This is a genomic window from Acinetobacter johnsonii ANC 3681 (assembly GCF_000368805.1).
In the GTDB taxonomy this organism is placed as follows: Bacteria; Pseudomonadota; Gammaproteobacteria; order Pseudomonadales; family Moraxellaceae; genus Acinetobacter; species Acinetobacter johnsonii.
This window is the reverse complement of the sequence record NZ_KB849705.1, coordinates 160,577-180,435: the sequence shown is the minus strand read 5'-3', so window position 1 is coordinate 180,435 and position 19,859 is coordinate 160,577. Positions and strand designations below refer to the sequence as shown.

Below are 19,859 nucleotides of genomic sequence, written 5' to 3'. Positions count from 1 at the left end.
ACATGGCTAAAACAATTTTAATTACAGGGGCAAGTTCTGGCATTGGTGCAGGTATGGCGCGCGAATTTGCACAAAAAGGCTATAACTTGGCAATTTGTGCAAGACGCATAGATCGCCTTGAAAGCCTAAAAGAGGAACTTGAGAGCAAGTACGGCATAAAAGTCATCCCTAAAGTTTTAGATGTGACCAATTACGATCAAGTGTTTGAAGTCTTTCGTGCATTTAAACAAGAATTTGGCCATTTAGACCGTGTGATTGTAAATGCTGGAATTGGAGATGGACGTCGAATTGGTAAAGGCAGTTTTGCGATTAATAAAGCCACGGTTGAAACCAACTTTATTTCAGCTCTAGCGCAGTGTGAAGCTGCAGTTGAAATTTTCCGTGAGAAAAATGCAGGGCATTTGGTTGTTATCTCGTCTATGAGTGCAGTCCGCGGTATGCCAAAACATTTGACAGCGTACGGTGCAAGTAAAGCGGGTGTTGCACATTTGGCCGAAGGTATTCGTGCAGAACTTCTCAATACCCCAATCAAAGTTACCACGATTTTCCCTGGCTATATTCGTACAGAAATCAATGAGGGTGCAAAACCACTACCTTTTGAAGTGGATGAAAAAACAGGTTCACGACTGTTGGCAGCAGAAATTGAAAAAGCCCCTGTAAAAGCCTATGTCCCTAAATGGCCGTGGTTACCACTAGGTTTAGCAATGAAAATTTTACCGCTGAAATTGGTCAATAAACTGGGCTAATGATTGAAATAAAAAGACTATCAATCAGCCTTTTTATTTTTAACTATGTGAGTGCCTTCTAAACATACGTTGCTGTTTACAGATGATTATTTGAGTGCATTCATGAGTTGGTCATAAACCCGAGGTAGCATTGAAGAAAAAGGTGATTAAGATGTCCACACAATTCGACTTTGTTTCAGTTAGAAAAAAGCCCAATGTCCATTTTGGTGGGCGCTCAATTAGCCATGTTATTCAATGTGAAGATGGTTCACAAAAGACCCTTGGCGTTATTTTGCCTACAGATCAACCACTGACTTTTGAAACGCATGTCGCGGAGCATATTGAAATTGTTTCAGGTCAATGCCAAGTTAAAATTGGGCTACAGACTGAAATGAGGCTGTATCATGCAGGTGAAAGTTTTGATGTTCCTGCCAACAGCCGCTTTAGTATGATGGCAAGTGAAGTCGTAGATTATATTTGTCACTTGGAAAAATAGCCGAAGACAAAGACTAAAAATGGCTAGAATAACATTAACTCTTGTAACTTTATGATTATATGTATTTTTTATCATTAACTTTGAAGCAATATTTCTGAAGACTATTTAAGTCAGTGTATAGACGCAATTCAACGTATACTATTTTCATCTCTCAGCTAGCTTAGACCCAGTCACTGAATATGCGATTAAAAATTTATACGCTGGCTTTGATTCCAGTCATTCTTTTTCAAGGTTATGCCGTCAAAAAAAATACACCAAGATTGGCTGAACCCGAAGGAGAGCGCATTGGACAAAAGGGCGTGGGTAAGTCGCTTGCTTTGCTCATTTTGGGGGATTCAGCAGCGGCAGGTGTCGGTGTAAATGCTCAAGATGATGCGTTATTGGGTTCAATTTTAAAAGAACTGTCATCTGAATTTAGTATTCAATTTTATTTACACGCAACGACGGGATTCACCACAGATCAGGTCATTCAGTCCATCCAAATGCTTGAGACACAGCATTTTGATGTCATCATTACTTCTGTGGGCGTAAATGACATTACAAAATTCACATCGCCGCAGGCTTGGATCGCAAAACAGAAGCAGCTTTATGACATACTCAAACATAAGTTTAGTCCACAACTAACGATTGCATCTGGTGTCCCCCCGATGGATCAGTTTCCCGCACTTCCAAACCCACTTGCATGGTTGTTCGGTCAATATGCTAAAGCGATGAACTTAGAATTAGGCCAATTTGTCGCACAGCACAATCAGATGGAGTGGATAGAGTACGATCTAAAGAAGTTTTTGGCTTTAAACTTAGCTATGGCCAAAGACGGTTTCCACCCCAGCAAAGAAATTTATCAGTATTGGGGTAAACAAGTGGCTGAAAAAATACGCCAATCTTTTTAAAATGCAATAAAGACAAATTTTTTATAGCTTATGACACATTCAGTTGAAATTGAAAAACATCCACTTGAACCGTTCCTGCCATCTAATGCCAAATTATTGATGCTGGGCAGCTTTCCACCGCCCAAGGCCCGCTGGAAAATGGACTTTTACTATCCAAATTTTCAAAATGATATGTGGAAAATATTTGGCTTGTGTTTTTTCCAAGATAAAAATTATTTTCTCAATATCGAGCAGAAGACATTTAAAGAACAACAGATCCGTACATTTTTAAATGAACGGGGCATTGCGATTTTTGATACGGCCTATGAAGTGATTCGCCAAAAGGGCAATGCTTCAGATAAGTTTTTGCACATTATTACCCCAACCAATGTGCAACATTTACTTGAACAAATGCCCAGATGTCATAGTGTGATGACCACGGGCGATAAAGCCACTGATACGCTTATGCTGTCTATGCCTACAGGTACGTTAAAACCACAAATTGGCATGAAGTCCGAGACACATTTTGCTGGGCGAGACCTGAGGCTTTATCGGATGCCATCTTCTTCTCGTGCCTATCCTTTGGCTTTAGAGAAAAAAGCCGAAGCTTATTACAACTTATTTTCTGAAATAGGCTTACTTTAGGTTACTATTTGGATTATCCACATGACTGAATATTCCAGCCATTCGTAGATGGTTGGTCTGCTTTAGTCTTCGTACTCAACATAGTCCCAGAGATTAAGCCGCGCTTTAATCTGTTTACGTAGTTGTGGCAGCATAGGAAATAATGTTCCATCAATCCATAGGCTGAGTGCACCTGCCGAAAGTGGCTGTTGCGATTCATCGATCAATTGTGCACCTTTCACCAAAACAAAAGTCTCTTCGCTTGCAGCTGTTTCGATCCCTTTAAACTGAACCAAAAGTTCATGGCCTGTATCTTGGATTAGCCACTCCAGTTCAATTTGGATATTTTGATTGGATTTTAAAACGACTTGCCCTTCAACCATGTCATTGTCACTCAAGCAGTCATGCTCAACACGCACTTTACTTAGAAACCATTCTTGTCGAGCAAGATCTTCTAGTGTTTTGTAAGGGGTTAAAATATTACTGAGATTAAACTGACGACTTAAATCAAAAAATTGCATTACTAAACTTTGTAAAGGGGAAATAAAAAAGAAGGGCTGCATGTTAAATCAAAGTGTCTACTGAGTAAAACCTTTCAAGCCCTTGAATGAATTTAGGTATCAGATCCAATTATTCTGTTCGAGTCTTATATTCAACGGTGTTTATTAAAAATAGCAATAGATAAAGTATTTTTAAGCTGAGCCTAAAAAACAAAGCACTCAGCCTAAACAGAAAGCTATCATACATTAGAGAATATGGATAACGTCATTCACCTGTAATTACATCATCCATTCAATGGGTAGGTATGACACGGCTTTCATCATAAAACGCTGAAATTTTGTAGTTTCGGGTTCTTTTTGATGTTCAATGACAGTTCCATCTTTTTGATGTTCAAGCCAAATGATATCGCCTTGAGGATTAAGCTTTAACTCATATGCAATATGCGGGAGAAATTCATCTAACTTGTGTGAGATTGCATTTTGCAATTGATCTGACTCCACCACTAAGCCGACTTCTGTATTTAAATGGGCTGAGCGTGGGTCAAAGTTAAACGAACCGACAAAGACTTTTCCGTCTATATCAAAAAATTTGGCATGGAGCCGTGAGGAACTTCGACCTTTAGCTGGAATCACATGCCCAGTTGCTACTTCATACCATGTGTATTTTTCTCGTTCGATATAGGGTTTAAATTCATATAATTTGACGCCATTTTCGAGTAAGCCACGGCGATATTTTTTATAAAATGCATGCACAATGGCAACATCATTAGCTAATAACGAATTGGTTAAGACCCGAACTCGAGTTCCATTTTTTGCCAAATTGGAAAGGTAGTCAGCACCTGCTGTGGTTGGAACAAAATATGCGGAGACCAACTCCATATGCTTTTCAGGCTTGCCCATCAAATCGAACATTTGTTTGACAATGATTTCATCAGGCTTTGCTTCGCCGCGAATTTTATTGGGAGAATCGGCAATGAAATGAGCCTTTGCCCAGTTAACAGGATGTTTAGTTAGTTCTGAATCGACTTGTATCCGAGCCAAATCAATTTTCCGTTCAATCACATTTTTATCTAAGGCATCCGCTTCATAGTGCTGTTTTAATTGAGCCAGTTCTTCTTTTGTTCCACGACCCACTAATTGGGGAATTGTATAACTGAGATCATCATTCCAGAATTTTAGAAATACACTGTTAGCATGTTCTACAGCTTTCCCATAAAACAAAATGTCCAAATCGGTAAATTGGAATTTTTCACTGGCATCAAAGTATTCACTGCTGATGTTACGACCACCAGTTACCGCAATTGCACCATCAGCAATGATCAGTTTGTTATGCATACGATGGTTAATATGATTGAAGCGAAAAGCATAATCAATCACACGTAAATGACGGTATTTGTAAGGGTTAAATAATTTGATTTCAAAATTGGGGTGAGCGCTCAGTTTTTTGAGAGTTTCATCAAGTGCCGTGCCGTTTTGGTCATCAATTAATAAACGTACTTTCACCCCACGATCCGCAGCATTCAGCAGTTCGTGCAACATCATATGGCCTATAAAGTCATCTCCCCAAATATAGTATTGGACATCTAGACTGTGCTTGGCCTCTCGTATCAAGTGTAAGCGTGAGGCAATGCTCATAAATGCTTCGTCCAACGCCAAATAAGCCGTAAGTCCCTGTTTTTGCTGTGCAGATACATCTTGACCCTTGAGCCAATGTTCTGCATATACCTCTACAGGGGCTGAAGGCTTAGCCTGATTGGGGGCGAGCTGGCATCCCGCGAGTGTTAAAACGGTGCTCAGCAAAATCAGGGGTCGACAATGAGTTGGTATCGCCATATTTCTTTTAAAGACCTAATTTTTATAAGTTATATATTTCACATGTTATAGGTTGAAACAGAGAATAAAAAGCGGTTACTGTAGCGCATCTGTTAAAGACCTGTTAAGGATAGCGAAAATGAAATCACGTGCAGCTGTTGCCTTTGGACCTGGACAACCTCTGGAAATTGTAGAAATTGATGTTGCTCCACCGCAAAAAGGTGAAGTTTTAGTCAAGATTACCCATACAGGTGTATGCCATACCGACGCATTTACTTTATCTGGTGATGATCCTGAAGGTGTTTTTCCAGCAGTTTTAGGTCATGAAGGTGCGGGTATCGTAGTTCAGGTCGGTGAAGGTGTAACCAGCGTTCAGCCGGGTGATCATGTTATTCCACTGTATACGGCTGAGTGTGGCGAGTGTTTATTCTGCCAGTCAGGCAAGACCAATCTATGTGTTGCAGTTCGAGCTACGCAGGGCAAAGGTCTGATGCCAGATGGTACAACGCGTTTTTCTTATAATGGACAACCGATTTATCACTACATGGGCTGTTCAACCTTTTCTGAATATACCGTTGTCGCAGAAGTGTCTTTGGCTAAAATCAATCCAGAGGCTAACCCTGAACACGTCTGTCTATTGGGTTGCGGCGTGACCACTGGTTTAGGTGCAGTCAAAAATACAGCTAAAGTACAAGAGGGTGATACCGTTGCAGTCTTTGGTTTAGGCGGTATTGGTCTAGCTGTTGTACAAGGTGCAAAAAAAGCCAAAGCCAGCCGTATTATTGCGGTTGATACGAACCCTGACAAATATAAATTAGCAGCAGAATTCGGAGCAACTGATTTTGTAAACCCAAAAGATCATGACCGTCCTGTACAAGAAGTCATTGTTGAAATGACTGGTTGGGGGGTTGATCACTCATTTGAATGTATTGGTAACACCAATGTCATGCGCTCAGCACTTGAATGTGCACACCGTGGTTGGGGGCAGTCGGTGATTATTGGTGTGGCAGGTGCAGGCCAAGAGATTTCAACGCGTCCATTCCAACTGGTCACTGGCCGTACCTGGAAAGGGACAGCTTTTGGCGGTGTAAAAGGTCGTTCACAACTGCCAGGTATGGTTGAAGAAGCAATGACTGGCGACATTCGTTTAGCTCCATTTGTTACGCATACCATGGGTCTCGACAAAATCAATGAAGCCTTTGACTTAATGCATGATGGGAAATCAATCCGTACTGTGATTCATTTTGAAGACTAATTCGCTGTAATATGTTTAAAAAACCAAGCTGCGGCTTGGTTTTTTGTTTTTGATTAGAAGAAAAGTGAATTGGCAAAACCGTTCATGTTGTTAAACAAAAATGATAAAAAATGTCAATTCGTTAGATTTTGTCCTTTTATGACATAGTCGAAAATAGGTTCTCACCTTATCTTGATGTCTCAATAATGCACACTTGTATAAAAATAAACTAAAGCAGAGGGTGACTATGGGAAAGCATGTTGAATACCGTCCTGAATGGGTGCGTGAAGATTTCATCGATTTTCTGGCTGAAAAAGTCAATCCGCTATGGGCATGGAAAAAAGCCAAAGCGCGGATTGTTGCAAAACATCACTTGTCAGATGACTTCCTGTACATGCAGTTACAGCCAAATCATCATTTTAAAGCAACCGACTATCAAGCTGGGCAAAGTATCTTAGTGACAGTACTCATTGCTGGTGTACGTTGGCAGCGCAGCTATTCGATTGTCGAGATTTTAGAAAATGGCAATCTTGTGATTGCTGTCAAACAACAGGGCAAAGTCTCAAATGCGCTCACTCAACAGCCTGTAAAAAGTGTAGTTGAAATTTCCCAAACGCAGGGCGAATTTGTTTTGAAAACTCAGCCTCACTCTGCACTGATGATTGCCTCGGGAAGTGGTATTACCGCAATTTACGCATTGATTAAGGCTGTATTAAAACGCCCACAAACAGTTTCCAATATCGATTTAATTTACTTTACGCGGGATGATAGCTTTCATGCAGAACTGCAACAACTTACTGAACATTATCCGCAGTTTAAATACCATCATGTCAATACACGGACTCATAAACAACATCTGAGCCAAGAGTTGCTTAGCCAAAAGATTGAAGGTTTTGAACAACGTGAATGCTATGCTTGTGGTGCTACCAATATGATGCAAAGCCTGACAGAAATTTATCAGGCTTTAGACCTAGTTGACCATCTCCATACCGAATACTTTCAAATTGTTGTCGATCATACTCAGAGCGCTCAACTGGTCACGTTTCAACGTTCGCAGCAACAGTTTCAAGCTCAAAGTAATTTATTAGACAGTGCAGAACAGGCGGGTTTACGTCCCGCGCATGGCTGCCGTATGGGCATTTGTAATACTTGTTCATGTACCAAAGTTCAGGGTGTGGTGCGGAATCTGCTCACAGGCGAGCTTGATCAAAACAATAACACACAAATTAAATTATGCATTTCACAGGCGGTTAGTCCTGTTGTGATCAACCTTTAAGAAGGTATAGATATGAATCTTCCCGTTTATTTTAGTGAAAGCAGTAAATCCAAATATTTAAGTGCTGCACAAATTGAAGAGTTTGGTGCGAAAGTTGAAGCGATCCGTCGTGAAGTGATGGAAAACCTCAATGAAAAAGATGCTCAGTATATTTACAAAATCCGAAATTTTGTGCGTTATAGCGAAATAAGCGCACGTGCAATGCTGATGTTTGCAGGATGGCTGCCTCCAGTATGGCTTTTGGGCACAGGTTTATTAGGGGTATCTAAAATCGTAGAAAATATGGAGCTTGGGCATAATGTCATGCATGGTCAGTTTGACTGGTTAAATGACCCGAGTCTCAATGGGACAAATTATGACTGGGATACTATGGCCACAGGCCCCGACTGGAAACATACGCATAATTATATCCACCATACCTACACCAATATTGTTGGTATGGATCATGATGTCGGCTATGGCTTAGTCCGTGTGAGCAATGCACAGGTCTGGGAACCTCGCTTTTTGTTGAATCTACCTTTAGCTGCACAATTGATGGTGTTTTTTGAGTGGTATGTTGGTATACAAAATCTGCATATAGAGGATGTGGTCGCCTATAAAACAAAAACTTGGCGCGAAGTTTGGGCAGAGTCATATGATTTTAGGCAGAAAATGAAACGCCAAGTGATTAAGGACTATGTCTTTTTCCCAATCATTGCTGGGCCAAATGCACTGCCAGTTTTTGCAGGAAATGCGGTAGCCAATGTTATTCGTAGTTTATGGGCATCCGCGGTGATTTTTAATGGTCACTTTACCGAAGACGCTGAAAACTTTGAAATGGACAATATCGACAATGAAAAACGGGCCGAGTGGTATCTGCGCCAAATTAGAGGCTCAAGTAATTTTAGTGGGACACAGGGCTTACATATTTTAAGCGGGAACTTGAGTCATCAAATCGAACATCATCTTTTCCCAGACATGCCAGCCAATCGCTATGCACAAGTCGCGCCCAAAATTAAAGCATTGTGTGCAGAGTATGGAATTCATTACAATGAAGCGAGTTTTATCAAACAGTTTTCATCTGTTTGGGTGAAATTGGCTAAATACTCGCTGCCAAATGAATGTTATGAAAAAAGTGACCCTACACAGTCTTTTCTGAAACACAATCTGAGTTTATTGAAAAAAAGAATCTTTAAATCATAGCTCACTAGTATGTACCAGAGCAGAAACATTATTGGATAATATTTACCAATCAGGCTTCTGCTTTTTTTTGCACAAAAGTAGGGCGTAAACCCCCTCTATATGATGTCTTTGTGTAAGTATGATTAAATTTAATCATTATGTGAATAGTCGGTATTTACTTAAAATAAATTATTGTTAATATTAGTTTTTCACTGAAAGTTGTTTAGCTTTGCAGTGTTGCTCAAATGAATGCTCATTTGCTATTAAAAACAGCTCTCAGTTATTTGTCTAATTTGTGTAATAGTTGCAATTTTTCATTGGTATACGCTTATATAAGTTGTATATGATGCATATTGTGATGGTAATCACGCAACGTCATTATACTTATTATTTACTTTTTGTTTTTTTATTGTTTTTCATGACTTTGCTTGATTTCTTTTTTAAACAATATGTCTGGTTATGGACTAAACCAGCAAGTTTAAGTTGCAGATAATTATTATGTCGCGAATCCATTCACAGCCTAAGAATAAATCTAAAAATATTGCTTATGATCAACAGGCAGGAAAGCGTTCTACTTTAAAAAAAGACCACCATCTGATTGATACTATTCCTCAGCTTTTTTGGATTCATAATGACGTCTGCAAATATATAAATTTACCCTTACGTCAGTATGTGGGAGGAATGGATTTATCCGCAGATAGCTTCAATTTGGTCGAATATATTCATCCAGAAGATGTGCCAGCATTAGATGAATTTTTGCATCAACCGATAATTGCCGAGCTCACATTTGAAAAAACCTGCCGTATTCGTAATCATCAGGGCCAGTATCATTGGTTCTTAGTCCAAGGTGAAATGGATCGCTCTACGGCTGGATTTCAACTGAGTTGCACTGATATTCATCAGGGCATGAAAATTTATATCGAGTCTTTGGCGCTGTTACGTGCCCATTCGGATATGTTAAATGCCAGTGTAGACTGCATTATTGTGGTTGAGCCAGATGGTACGGTCACACATATGAATAAGTCTGCATGTGTCATGTTATTAGGAAGTGCAGATGTTAAAGACTTTGGTATGTCTTGGGTCGAACTTTTGCCTCCTGCTGTGCGTAAAAAAGCCAAAAAAGCATTGCATGATGCGGGCCAAGGCCAAATTTCGCGTTTTAATGGCACGAGTTTATCGGACGGTAAAGTTTATTATTGGGATAATGTTCTGACACCTGTACTTGATGTTGACGGAAAAACCCAGAGTATTTTATGTGTTTCACGTGATATCACGCTGCAATATCTGACCGAAAAAAAATTAAAACAAGGCAGTGAACGTGATGAATTAACCGGTTTAAATAACCGGCGTGCGTTTAAAGAAAAAATCAGAAAACTGTATAACAGCGCACGTGATAAAAAACAAAAGTTAGCCGTCATGCTGATGGATTTAGATCACTTTAAAACTATCAATGACACACTGGGTTATGCTGCAGGCGACCACCTTCTGAGAATTTTATCGAAACGCTTAAAACAAATTCTAGAAGGACGTGCTTTCTTGGCTCGTCTTGGTGGGGATGAGTTTGGTGTGATTGTTCCGCATGTGCAAGATATAGGTGAGCTCAATCAAATTGCCCAGCAGATTTTGCAACAGCTCGAGATTCCCATCACATTTTCAGGGAACTACATCAATGGTGGCATGAGCATTGGATGTGGCCTCTATCCAGATGATGCTAATGACCTCAGTGAGCTACTCAAGTGTGCCGACACAGCCCTTAATGATGTTAAAGCACAAGGGCGCGGTGGTATGCGCATGTTTGATCAGGATATGTTTAATGCGGTACGGGAGCAATCGGAACAACTTAATTGTGCACATCAAATTATCCGTAATGTTGCCATCGAGGCTTTCTTTCAACCGAAAGTCTGTTTAGATTCAGAAAGAATTATCGGTTATGAAGCGCTATTACGCTGGCGTGATGATCAAAATAACATTCAAAGCCCTGCACGAATCGCAGCAGCTTTTAATGATTATGAGTTATCCAGCCGTATTGGTGAGATTATGCAGCATCAGGTTTTCAAGCAGATTACTGAATGGCGGGCAAAAGGCTTACAGATTGTACCCATTTCAATTAATGCAGCACCTGTTGAGTTTATGCGTGATAATTTTGCAGAGATCTTTTTAAAACGTCTCAAAGCCTACCGCATCCCCTCGAAATTTGTTGAAATCGAGGTTACTGAATATCATTTGGCTGAACGCGGCTATGAATACGTGGTTCGCGCCTTAAAAAAACTCAAAGCAAATGGTGTGCGAATAGCACTGGATGATTTTGGTACAGGGCATTCTTCTCTGACTCATTTACGTGACTATCCTGTTGATATTATTAAAGTTGACTGCTCTTTTGTACAACGTTTAAGTGATGATAAATCGATTTATGCCATTGTCGAAGGGTTAGCCAAACTTGGCCCGATTTTATCAATGGATATCGTTGCTGAAGGGATTGAAACTGAAACGCAATTGCAACTTTTAAGAGATATGGGCTGTCATATTGGGCAAGGCTATCTGTTTAGTCCGCCTGTTTGTGCTCAGCAGGCAGAAATGCAGTTGCTAAAATTACACTAGGTATGGCTCTATAGAGTGTTCGTTCTCATGAACTCAAATATGATGAGGCAATTGAGCTAAAGGCGAAGACAGCAACTTAAACAGGGTGGAACTGAATTTTTGCATAAAAAAGTGTTGTAAAAGCAAAAAAATCAGCGTATTTTAAATTTCAGATAACATATTTTTGAAGATATAAAAATGTTAAAGCAACCTGTAATTTCTAACGCAAATTATTACTTTTGGCAATTTAGATAATTGCCTGAACGCGTTCGGGCATCAAAAGGTTGCCCACCTAGTTAATACCTGATCGGCAACCCTGGTCAGGTTTTTTTATATCTGCTGTTTTAATAAATTTTGGAGTACTTCATGAAAACAACTAACTATTCATACTTTAGCAACTTTTATTGGTTTTACTTTAGTCAATTTATGACTTTAGCCCAGCAATCCATTAGACCCATAACGCTCAAATAAAAGATCGGACTGAAGACCACAGTCCAAAGGATACAAACCAATGAATGCTCTAAATACTGCACTACAAAGTCCTCAAACGACAGTTCAAGAAACACTTTTAAGTTTGCCACAGCAACTCAAAGCACAGTTGCCACTTTCAGCGCCATTAAAACTACAAATTGCTGAACAGCGTCAAACCATTCAAAATATATTAGAAGGCAAAGACCATCGTTTAATGGTCATTACTGGCCCGTGTTCCATTCATGACCCTATTGCGGTTTTAGAATACGCTGAAAAATTAAAACAACTACAAGCCAAAGTTTCAGATCAGATTTTCTTCGTGATGCGTGCTTATATTGAAAAACCACGGACTACAGTGGGTTGGAAAGGTTTTCTATACGATCCTCTACTCGATGGATCCTCCAATATGCAGTTGGGATTAGAGCAGTCTCGAGCATTGTATTTAGCGATTCTTGACATGGGCCTACCGATTGCTACAGAAATTTTAAGCCCAATGGCGACTGCTTATTTCGATGATCTGTTGGCATGGGGAGCCATCGGTGCGCGTACCAGCGAGTCGCAGATTCACCGTGAAATTTCGAGTCATATGCCGTTCAGCATTGGTTTCAAAAATGGTACAGATGGTTCAATTCAAATTGCACTGGATGCGATTCAGTCTGCATCAAACCCTCACCAGTTCATGGGAATTGGGCAGCAAGGCATGGCATGTATGCTTCAGTCGCAAGGAAATCCAAAGCCACACTTGATTTTACGTGGTGCAAACTCAGGGCCTAACTATGCTTTAGCAGATATTCGTCATATGCAAGGTAAAGTCAAAGGTGAATTACCCGCGTTGGTTATAGACTGTAGTCATGGTAACAGTAGTAAAAATCCACTTAATCAACCCGATGTACTGCGTAGCATTGTTGCAGAACGTACGCAAAGCAATGTGTGTGGTGTCATGCTTGAAAGTCACTTGGTTGATGGTAATCAGAAAATTTCAGATGACATGGTCTATGGTCAGTCTGTTACCGATGGCTGTTTAGGGTGGGAAAAAACCGAGCAAGTACTTTTAGAGGTTGCCGATACATTACGCAGCCACGCTGTTCAACGTAGTGCTTAATCAACGCAGCCAAAAAGACCTTTCAATGAAAGGTCTTTTTTTGTGATGCAGTTCAATAAATGAAGATAATAAATTGAAAAATAAGCTAAAAGTTATTTATCAAACGATAAATTAGGTTGAGCTAGAGCATAAACTTATGCAAAATCAGAAGCCTGAAACAACACGATAAAAATTGTATTTTGAATAAAAGAAATGCTTTTTAAAATCAGCTATTTGCACTAATTTTTAGAGAACACTATGTATTCTGCAGAACTTTTAGAAGAAGCCCGTCGGATGATGTTTCACATGCTCAGCAAAGTGGTTGAGTATGGTGGCTCAGACTTATTTATATCTGCAGACTTTCCGCCAAGTATTAAGCATCAGGGCCTTATGAAGCCATTGGGTCAACAAAATTTGCCATCTGATCAGACTAAGCTCTTTGCTTATAGCTTAATGAACGAAAAGCAACGATTGGAGTTCGAAACTGAGCTGGAGTGTAATTTTGCAATTAGCGTTCCCAATGTTTCGCGTTTTCGTGTCAATGTTTTTCAGCAGCAACTGCATGTGGGGATGGTGATTCGTACGATTACCGCGGAAATTCCTAACTTCACTAAGCTACAACTTCCAACGTCTTTAAAAGACGTGATTATGGAAAAACGTGGTTTAGTATTGGTCGTTGGGGGTACAGGGTCGGGTAAATCTACGTCTTTGGCGGCCATGATTGATCATCGAAATGAAAACTCGGCAGGGCATATTATTACGGTTGAAGATCCTGTGGAGTATGTACATAAACATAAGAAATCGATGATTACTCATCGGGAAGTGGGTGTGGACTGTCATTCTTGGCACAATGCTTTGAAAAATACTCTGCGCCAAGCACCCGATGTCATTTTAATTGGTGAGATTCGTGACACGGAGACTATGGAGCATGCTATAGCTTTTGCAGAAACAGGCCACTTATGCCTCGGGACACTGCATGCCAATAATGCAAATCAGGCTTTAGATCGTATTATTAACTTTTTCCCAGATGAACGTCGCAATCAACTTTTGATGGACTTATCTTCTAATATGAAGGCGATTATTTCACAGCGTTTGGTGCGAACTGAAGATGGGCGTGGTCGCCGAGCAGCAGTAGAAATCATGCTCAATACACCCTTGATGTCAGACTTGATACTTAAAGGGAATTTCCACGAACTTAAAGAAGTGATGTCGAAGTCACGAGAGTTAGGCATGCAGACTTTTGATCAGGCTTTGTTTGATTTATACAATCAAGGTGCAATTGCTTATGAAGAGGCGCTACGAAATGCAGACTCGGTCAATGAATTACGTCTACAGATTAAGTTAAAGAGTAGTCGTGCCAACCCGCAGTTAAGCTCAAATAGTGCTTTGTCTTTTGATCAAGCGGTTGCTGAAAAAGCCAAAGACGCTGAAGAAGAGAAGGCCGACGCCTAATTTTCTGAGTCCGTATGTTCATTGCTATGCGCATACGGACTGATATTTTAAGCGGTTTTCTTTCTATTCGCGATAACGGCATAGAACAATAAACTTAAAATGGTTGTCAGTGCACAGAATAAATAGGTGAAGCTATAACCTTGCTTAGAAATGAGTAGACCCAACAATACAGAGCCAAGAGCAATACCTAAGTCATACATGGTAAAGAACGTGGAGGTCGCATGGCCAATCCGATGCTTTTCCGCACCTTGAATAGCTAAAGTTTGTAGACAAGGCTGTGCAGAACCAAAGCCCATGCCAACGCATACTGCCGCAACCAATAAACCCGTCAGAGATTGAATCTGACTGAGACTCACAAGTCCTAAGCTAAATAATATAATCGCTGGGTAAATCACATAGCTCGCTCCGCGACGGTCATAAATTTTGCCTGTAATCGGGCGTAGACTCATCATGGAAATCGCAAAGACGATAAAAAACAAGCTCGCGTAGTTCAGCAGATGTTTAGACTCTGCATAAGTTGAAATGAACGACATAATACTGGCATAGGAAAAAGAAACGATCATACCCATAATTGAAATATTCAAGGCTTTAGTTTCAACAAAGTCATGGATACTGAGCTTGCGCTTCACGGGTGGTGTCAATTTTTGAGTGGTCTGCTGAATTGGGATAAAGAAGCAAAACAAGAAACCGAGACAGACACTAAACGCTAAAATTCCTGCGACCATTGGATAGGATACAGACTGGATCAGGGTTAAACCGAGGAATGGCCCAAGTACAATCCCCAGATTAATCGACATGACAAAATAGCTCATGCCTTCGCCTTTACGTTTTTCTGGAATAAACTCATTGACGATAGGTACGGCAACTGTGGTGACGATACTGAACCAAATGCCATGTAGAAAACGAATCAGTAACAACAGGTGTAAATTATCAGCAAACAAATAAGCCAAGGAAAACAAACAAAATAGGGCTTCCGCGATAAAAAGCGTTTTCTTATTTCCCAGTTTTTCAATAATGAGTCCGCTAAAAGGGCGAACTGCGATAGACGATGCCATGAACAAAGTCATGGCTAAGCCTGCTTGTGCAAGGCTTCCACCCAAATCATTCAAAATATAGATTGGGAGGATTGAGGTCTGCGCAAAGTAAAAGATGAACAAAAACAGATTGTTCGCTAAACAAAGAATAAAAGACTTATTCCATAGCGAAGATGTATTAAGAGCAGACATGCAGAACCTTTGGTCCGAAGATGAGGCCACAGGGCGTGAGCTGTTGCTATTATTTTATGTAGAAGCTAGGTCACGGCTGTGAAATTAGAACAATCAAATTATAAGATAATGCACGTGAAAAGTATAATTATAGTAATAAATGCTGATATTTAAGCGATTTGAAAATAAAAATATTAAGTTAATTTATCAAAATAAGAGAATAATTGCAAAAAAAAAATCAGTCCGCAGACTGATTTTTTGAGCCGTAAATATGAATACTAGGCTTATAGACCTGCTTCATAGGCTGTGCTTGAAAGGAGTTGTTCTACATCTGCGATATTGTCTGGTTTGATTTTATAAATCCAACCTTTGCCGTAGGGGTCATCATTGACGAAGTCAGGATCATCTTCCAGATTGGCATTGATTTCTACCACGGTGCCAGAAACCGGTGCATGAATATCAGAAGCCGTTTTTACAGATTCAACCACACCCGCTTGTTCGCCCGCAGTGATTTGTTGACCAACTTCTGGTGTTTCAACATAGACTAAATCGCCTAAAGCATCCTGTGCATGGTCTGAAATACCAGTTACAACAAGATCACCTTCAATACGCACCCATTCATGTGTACTTGCATACTTCAATTCTGAAGGATGATTCATGAATAACTCCTTAAAATACAAAAATCATTTTTCGCATGATTTATACATGCTTTTCTATCAAAACAAAAGATCTATAAATACGGATCTTTACGCCAATTACTCGGGCTGCGTCCACTCCAACGCTTAAATGCTCGGCTGAAATTTGCCACATCACTATATCCCAGTTCATCCGCGATTTGCTCTAAGCTATAGTCTGTACGTGACAAAAGTGACGTGGCATGACGGTAACGCACTTCATCCACAATGGTTGAAAAAGACGTGCTTTCAGCAGCCAATTGGCGCTTCAGTGTTCGATCAGACATGTGTAAGAGGTCAGCCACATGCTCGATGCTTAAATAGTGTTGTTCTGAGCGCGTTAAAATGTCACGAACACGCATCGATAATCTTCGGCGTTCGCCCATAGCTGAGAGCTCAGCTTCACATTGATTAATGGCTATTTGGCTTGCAAGTGGGTCAGCATTGACCATTTTAAAGCCGAGATAATGCTTATCAAAACTCAAAAGTAAATGTGGTTGATCAAAGCGAACACTATGGTTAGGTAGCTTTGCACGATAGCGATCAAAGCCTTCGGGTTCTGGAAAATCGAAATCAATTTCCCCAGCCAGATTTTCAATGCCAGTGAGCGCCTTACTCATCGAAACAATGCCAAAAATAATACTGATCGCAATATCGGTACGCAACGGTTCTATATCGACATCACAGCGTAATTGTAAAGTCGCTTTTTCGCCAAAGGTGGAAAAGAAAAGCTGCAAAAAAGGCATGCGCAGTTGAATAAAGCGGTTAGCAAGTACCAAGGCTTCGCCAATATCATGAGTTGTCATAATGGCATAGCCAATGAAGCCATGAATTGAAATACGCATTTGCGTGCCTAGATGGTAGCCAAGCGTGGGCTCACCAGTGAGACGGCTGGCCAACTTCACAAGTTCATTGGCAGTATGAACAGGTATGCGAAAGTCAGGCTCTGCGAGTTGTTCGCTCGTGAGTTGAAAAGGGGAAAATAGGGTCTCTGCGTTATAGCCCCAACGAGAGACAACATCTAACAACAATAAGCCATAAACACCAGGAATTCCTTGATCTTGGCGAAGTGAAACTGTTTTCATGCGCGATCCATTGCATTTTTCTTTCTTTTCTGACTGAAGTTATATTGGCATGAATATTTCAAATTCATGGAGCATATTGTTGGACAATATGTTCCGAGCCTATAGCAATTCAGTATCCTTTACATTTTTGATTTAGTGGAACGATATTATAAATATCATAAATTTCTGAGCAAAAATATAAGACTCTCGATAAAAATCAAGGCTCAGCAAATGATGCTAAAAGTTAAGTAAAATCTTTTCAAAATCAGCACGCTAAAATCATTGATGATAATGATCTAAGCGTGCTGAGGACGGGAAGTAAAATTAGGCTTCTTTCTTTTTAATTGGATGTTGTTCCGTTAAAAATCCACCTGTTTGACGCTGCCAAAGGTGCGCATAGATACCATTTTTTTGAATCAGCTCTTCATGTGTCCCTTGTTCTGCAATACGACCTTCATCAAGCACAATCAAACGATCCATTTGAGCAATGGTTGAAAGACGGTGAGCAATCGCAATCACCGTTTTATCTTGCATTAAGTCATCAAGGCTAGATTGAATTGCAGCTTCAACTTCTGAGTCTAGGGCACTGGTGGCTTCATCTAAAATTAAGATTGGTGCATCTTTCAAGAACACACGAGCAATGGCGATACGCTGGCGTTGGCCACCTGAAAGTTTCACTCCACGTTCACCAACATAGGCTTCATAACCTGATTTACCACGTAAGTCAGTCAGCTGAGGAATAAACTCTTCGGCTTTGGCTTTACGTACAGCAGCATACATTTCTTCATCACTGGCATTGGGACGGCCATATTTGATATTTTCTGCGACACTACGGTGTAGCAGGGAGGTGTCTTGAGTCACTAAGGCAATATTACGACGTAAACTGTCTTGGGTGACATCTTCAATATTCTGTCCATCAATTAAAATTTCACCCTGTTTCAATTGATAAAAATGCAGCAATAGTTGAATCAGTGTTGATTTCCCTGCACCAGAGCGACCAACGATCCCAATTTTTTCACCAGCTCGGATGCGTAGGTTTAAATTGTCGATGACATTTTTACTGTTGTACGCAAAAGTTACGTCTTTAAATTCAATCATGCCTTGTTTAACTTCAAGGTCTTTGGCATCAGGTTTGTCTTGAATCGTGATCGAACGACCGAGGGTTTTCATGCCGTCTTGAATGGTGCCGACACTTTCAAAAAGTGCTGAGGTTTGCCACATGATAAATTCAGCAATACTGCTCAGTTTTAAAATCATAGCCGTTGCAGCAGCAATAACACCGAGTTCAACTCGCCCATTCATCCATAACCAAACTGCAGTGCCCAATACACCCGCGTAAAGCACTATGTTTAAAAATAGGATGCTGATTTCATATTTAGCACCTAAACGCATTTGTTTATAGACGGTGACCATGAACTCTTGCATCGAGGCTTTGGCATATAAAGTTTCACGTCCTGCATGAGCAAAAAGTTTCACTGTTTGAATATTGGTATAGGCATCGGTAACGCGGCCAGTCATTACAGCTCGGGCATCAGCCTGTTCATTTGAAACTTTGCTCAAACGTGGGATGAAGTAATACGCTGCGCAGATAAACAAAGCCAACCAAACTAGTAAAGGTAATATGAGGAGCGGAGAAATAGCGGCGAGCACCAGATTGACCGTGACAAAATAAATTAGCACATAAGCCAACATGTCACCCAAAATAACCCAAAACTCACGTATTGCCAGTGCGGTTTGCATGACTTTTGCGGAGAGTCGTCCTGCAAAATCATTGTGAAAAAAGTCGAGACTTTGCTTCAGCAGTAAATTATGAAAGCGCCAGCGCAGACGCATCGGAAAAGTGCTAAATAATATTTGATGTTTAATAATCGACTGTAAACTGGCAAATAAAATATTGGCCAATAAAATACAGAATAACAGGACTAAATTTGAACCATGTTCTGCTAAAAATGTTTCTGGCTGGCTTTTACTGAGCCAGTTTACTAAGTCACCAATTTTGGCATAAAACAAGGCTTCAAAGCTGGCAGCACCGGCCGTGAATAAAATCAAAATCAGCAAATAGCCACGCACACCTTTAGCGGCCTGCCATACAAACGGAAAGAACGTGGTCGGTAAAGGTTGGTTTAAACCTTCTTCTGGATAGGGATCAACACGTTTTTCAAACCATTTGAACATGAATAAAACCTTCTAAAAATAAGTCATTTATGAGGTAATGACTTGTTTTATAAATAAGTAGAATTTGAAAATTTTAGCATGAAAAGACCTTAGTGGTCTGTGTAAATTGAGAGAGACTAAACGTTGTTGTAGCAGTATTGATAGCAAGAAATGCAGATGAATAGATATAAAAGTCTGATATAGAGAAGAGTGATAAAAGGGAATCCAAGCAAATGAATCCCCCAAGATGCTTAAAGCATTAGTTTGCTTGAGTTTCTGATGTCGCAACCGCATCAGATGCAGCAGCTTCTGAAGCAGGTGTTGCATTTTCAGTTGCAACAGCAGCTTGAGTGGTTTCTACAGCTTGAGTTTCTGCTGCAAAAGAAGATGTCGCTGCTACAGCTAAAAGGGCAGCACATAAAGATTTATTTAAAGTATTCATTTTAGAAAGTCTTACAAAGTGAAAAGGAGTGGCTAATTTAAT

At 40.2% G+C, this 19,859-nt stretch carries 17 protein-coding genes; 10 read left to right on the top strand and 7 right to left on the bottom strand.

The window, feature by feature from the left end; genetic code table 11:
- The first annotated feature begins 2 nt into the window (after positions 1-2).
- The 4 genes from F946_RS05085 (at position 3) to F946_RS05070 (ending at position 2,735) form a co-directional block, all read left to right on the top strand.
- Positions 3-746, top strand: coding sequence for an SDR family oxidoreductase (locus tag F946_RS05085; protein ID WP_004979839.1), 744 nt, complete (start codon positions 3-5; stop codon positions 744-746).
- A 151-nt stretch (positions 747-897) separates the two neighbouring features.
- Positions 898-1,221 carry a pyrimidine/purine nucleoside phosphorylase gene (locus F946_RS05080; protein WP_004693265.1) on the top strand — a complete coding sequence of 108 codons (324 nt, stop codon included), beginning with the start codon at positions 898-900 and terminating at the stop codon, positions 1,219-1,221.
- A gap of 179 nt (positions 1,222-1,400) precedes the next feature.
- A complete protein-coding gene (locus tag F946_RS05075; RefSeq protein WP_004979832.1) occupies positions 1,401-2,111 on the top strand; it encodes an SGNH/GDSL hydrolase family protein in 711 nt (236 codons plus the stop codon).
- Positions 2,112-2,141: 30 nt separating this feature from the next.
- Positions 2,142-2,735 (top strand): uracil-DNA glycosylase family protein, encoded by a 594-nt coding sequence (locus tag F946_RS05070; RefSeq protein WP_004979831.1) that lies wholly within the window; start codon positions 2,142-2,144, stop codon positions 2,733-2,735.
- A gap of 62 nt (positions 2,736-2,797) precedes the next feature.
- Here F946_RS05070 and F946_RS05065 read toward each other — a convergent pair whose 3' ends face one another.
- Both F946_RS05065 and F946_RS05060 read right to left on the bottom strand, forming a co-directional pair.
- Positions 2,798-3,235, bottom strand: a complete 438-nt coding sequence (locus F946_RS05065; protein ID WP_035326816.1) for a hypothetical protein — start codon at positions 3,233-3,235, stop codon at positions 2,798-2,800.
- A 258-nt stretch (positions 3,236-3,493) separates the two neighbouring features.
- A complete protein-coding gene (locus F946_RS05060) occupies positions 3,494-5,047 on the bottom strand; it encodes a phospholipase D family protein (protein ID WP_004979829.1) in 1,554 nt (517 codons plus the stop codon).
- 118 nt (positions 5,048-5,165) lie between these two features.
- Here F946_RS05060 and F946_RS05055 point away from each other — a divergent pair, with 118 nt between their 5' ends.
- The 6 genes from F946_RS05055 (at position 5,166) to F946_RS05030 (ending at position 14,278) form a co-directional block, all read left to right on the top strand.
- Entirely contained in the window at positions 5,166-6,281 is a 1,116-nt protein-coding gene (locus tag F946_RS05055) for an S-(hydroxymethyl)glutathione dehydrogenase/class III alcohol dehydrogenase (protein ID WP_004693257.1), read from the top strand.
- 226 nt (positions 6,282-6,507) lie between these two features.
- Positions 6,508-7,536, top strand: coding sequence for a flavin reductase family protein (locus tag F946_RS05050; RefSeq protein ID WP_004979821.1), 1,029 nt, complete (start codon positions 6,508-6,510; stop codon positions 7,534-7,536).
- 12 nt (positions 7,537-7,548) lie between these two features.
- Positions 7,549-8,718: a fatty acid desaturase family protein gene (locus tag F946_RS05045; protein ID WP_004979818.1), complete on the top strand. Its 1,170-nt coding sequence runs from the start codon at positions 7,549-7,551 to the stop codon at positions 8,716-8,718.
- Between the two features lie 477 nt (positions 8,719-9,195).
- Entirely contained in the window at positions 9,196-11,295 is a 2,100-nt protein-coding gene (locus F946_RS05040; protein WP_004979816.1) for an EAL domain-containing protein, read from the top strand.
- A gap of 490 nt (positions 11,296-11,785) precedes the next feature.
- A complete protein-coding gene (locus F946_RS05035; protein WP_004979815.1) occupies positions 11,786-12,847 on the top strand; it encodes a 3-deoxy-7-phosphoheptulonate synthase in 1,062 nt (353 codons plus the stop codon).
- Between the two features lie 237 nt (positions 12,848-13,084).
- Complete coding sequence (locus tag F946_RS05030; protein ID WP_004979812.1) at positions 13,085-14,278, top strand: PilT/PilU family type 4a pilus ATPase; 1,194 nt, start codon at positions 13,085-13,087, stop codon at positions 14,276-14,278.
- 47 nt (positions 14,279-14,325) lie between these two features.
- On the opposite strand, the gene F946_RS05025 is transcribed toward F946_RS05030, so the two are convergent.
- From F946_RS05025 to F946_RS17235, 5 genes are all read right to left on the bottom strand, one after another.
- On the bottom strand, positions 14,326-15,504 hold the full coding sequence (locus tag F946_RS05025; RefSeq protein ID WP_004979810.1) for an MFS transporter: 1,179 nt from the start codon (positions 15,502-15,504) through the stop codon (positions 14,326-14,328).
- 263 nt (positions 15,505-15,767) lie between these two features.
- Complete coding sequence (gcvH, locus tag F946_RS05020) at positions 15,768-16,142, bottom strand: glycine cleavage system protein GcvH (protein ID WP_004693240.1); 375 nt, start codon at positions 16,140-16,142, stop codon at positions 15,768-15,770.
- Positions 16,143-16,213: 71 nt separating this feature from the next.
- Entirely contained in the window at positions 16,214-17,242 is a 1,029-nt protein-coding gene (locus F946_RS05015) for an AraC family transcriptional regulator (RefSeq protein WP_004979806.1), read from the bottom strand.
- A gap of 303 nt (positions 17,243-17,545) precedes the next feature.
- Entirely contained in the window at positions 17,546-19,396 is a 1,851-nt protein-coding gene (locus tag F946_RS05010) for an ABC transporter ATP-binding protein (protein ID WP_004979804.1), read from the bottom strand.
- Positions 19,397-19,634: 238 nt separating this feature from the next.
- Positions 19,635-19,817, bottom strand: a complete 183-nt coding sequence (locus tag F946_RS17235) for a hypothetical protein (protein ID WP_162494659.1) — start codon at positions 19,815-19,817, stop codon at positions 19,635-19,637.
- Between the last annotated feature and the right edge of the window lie 42 nt (positions 19,818-19,859).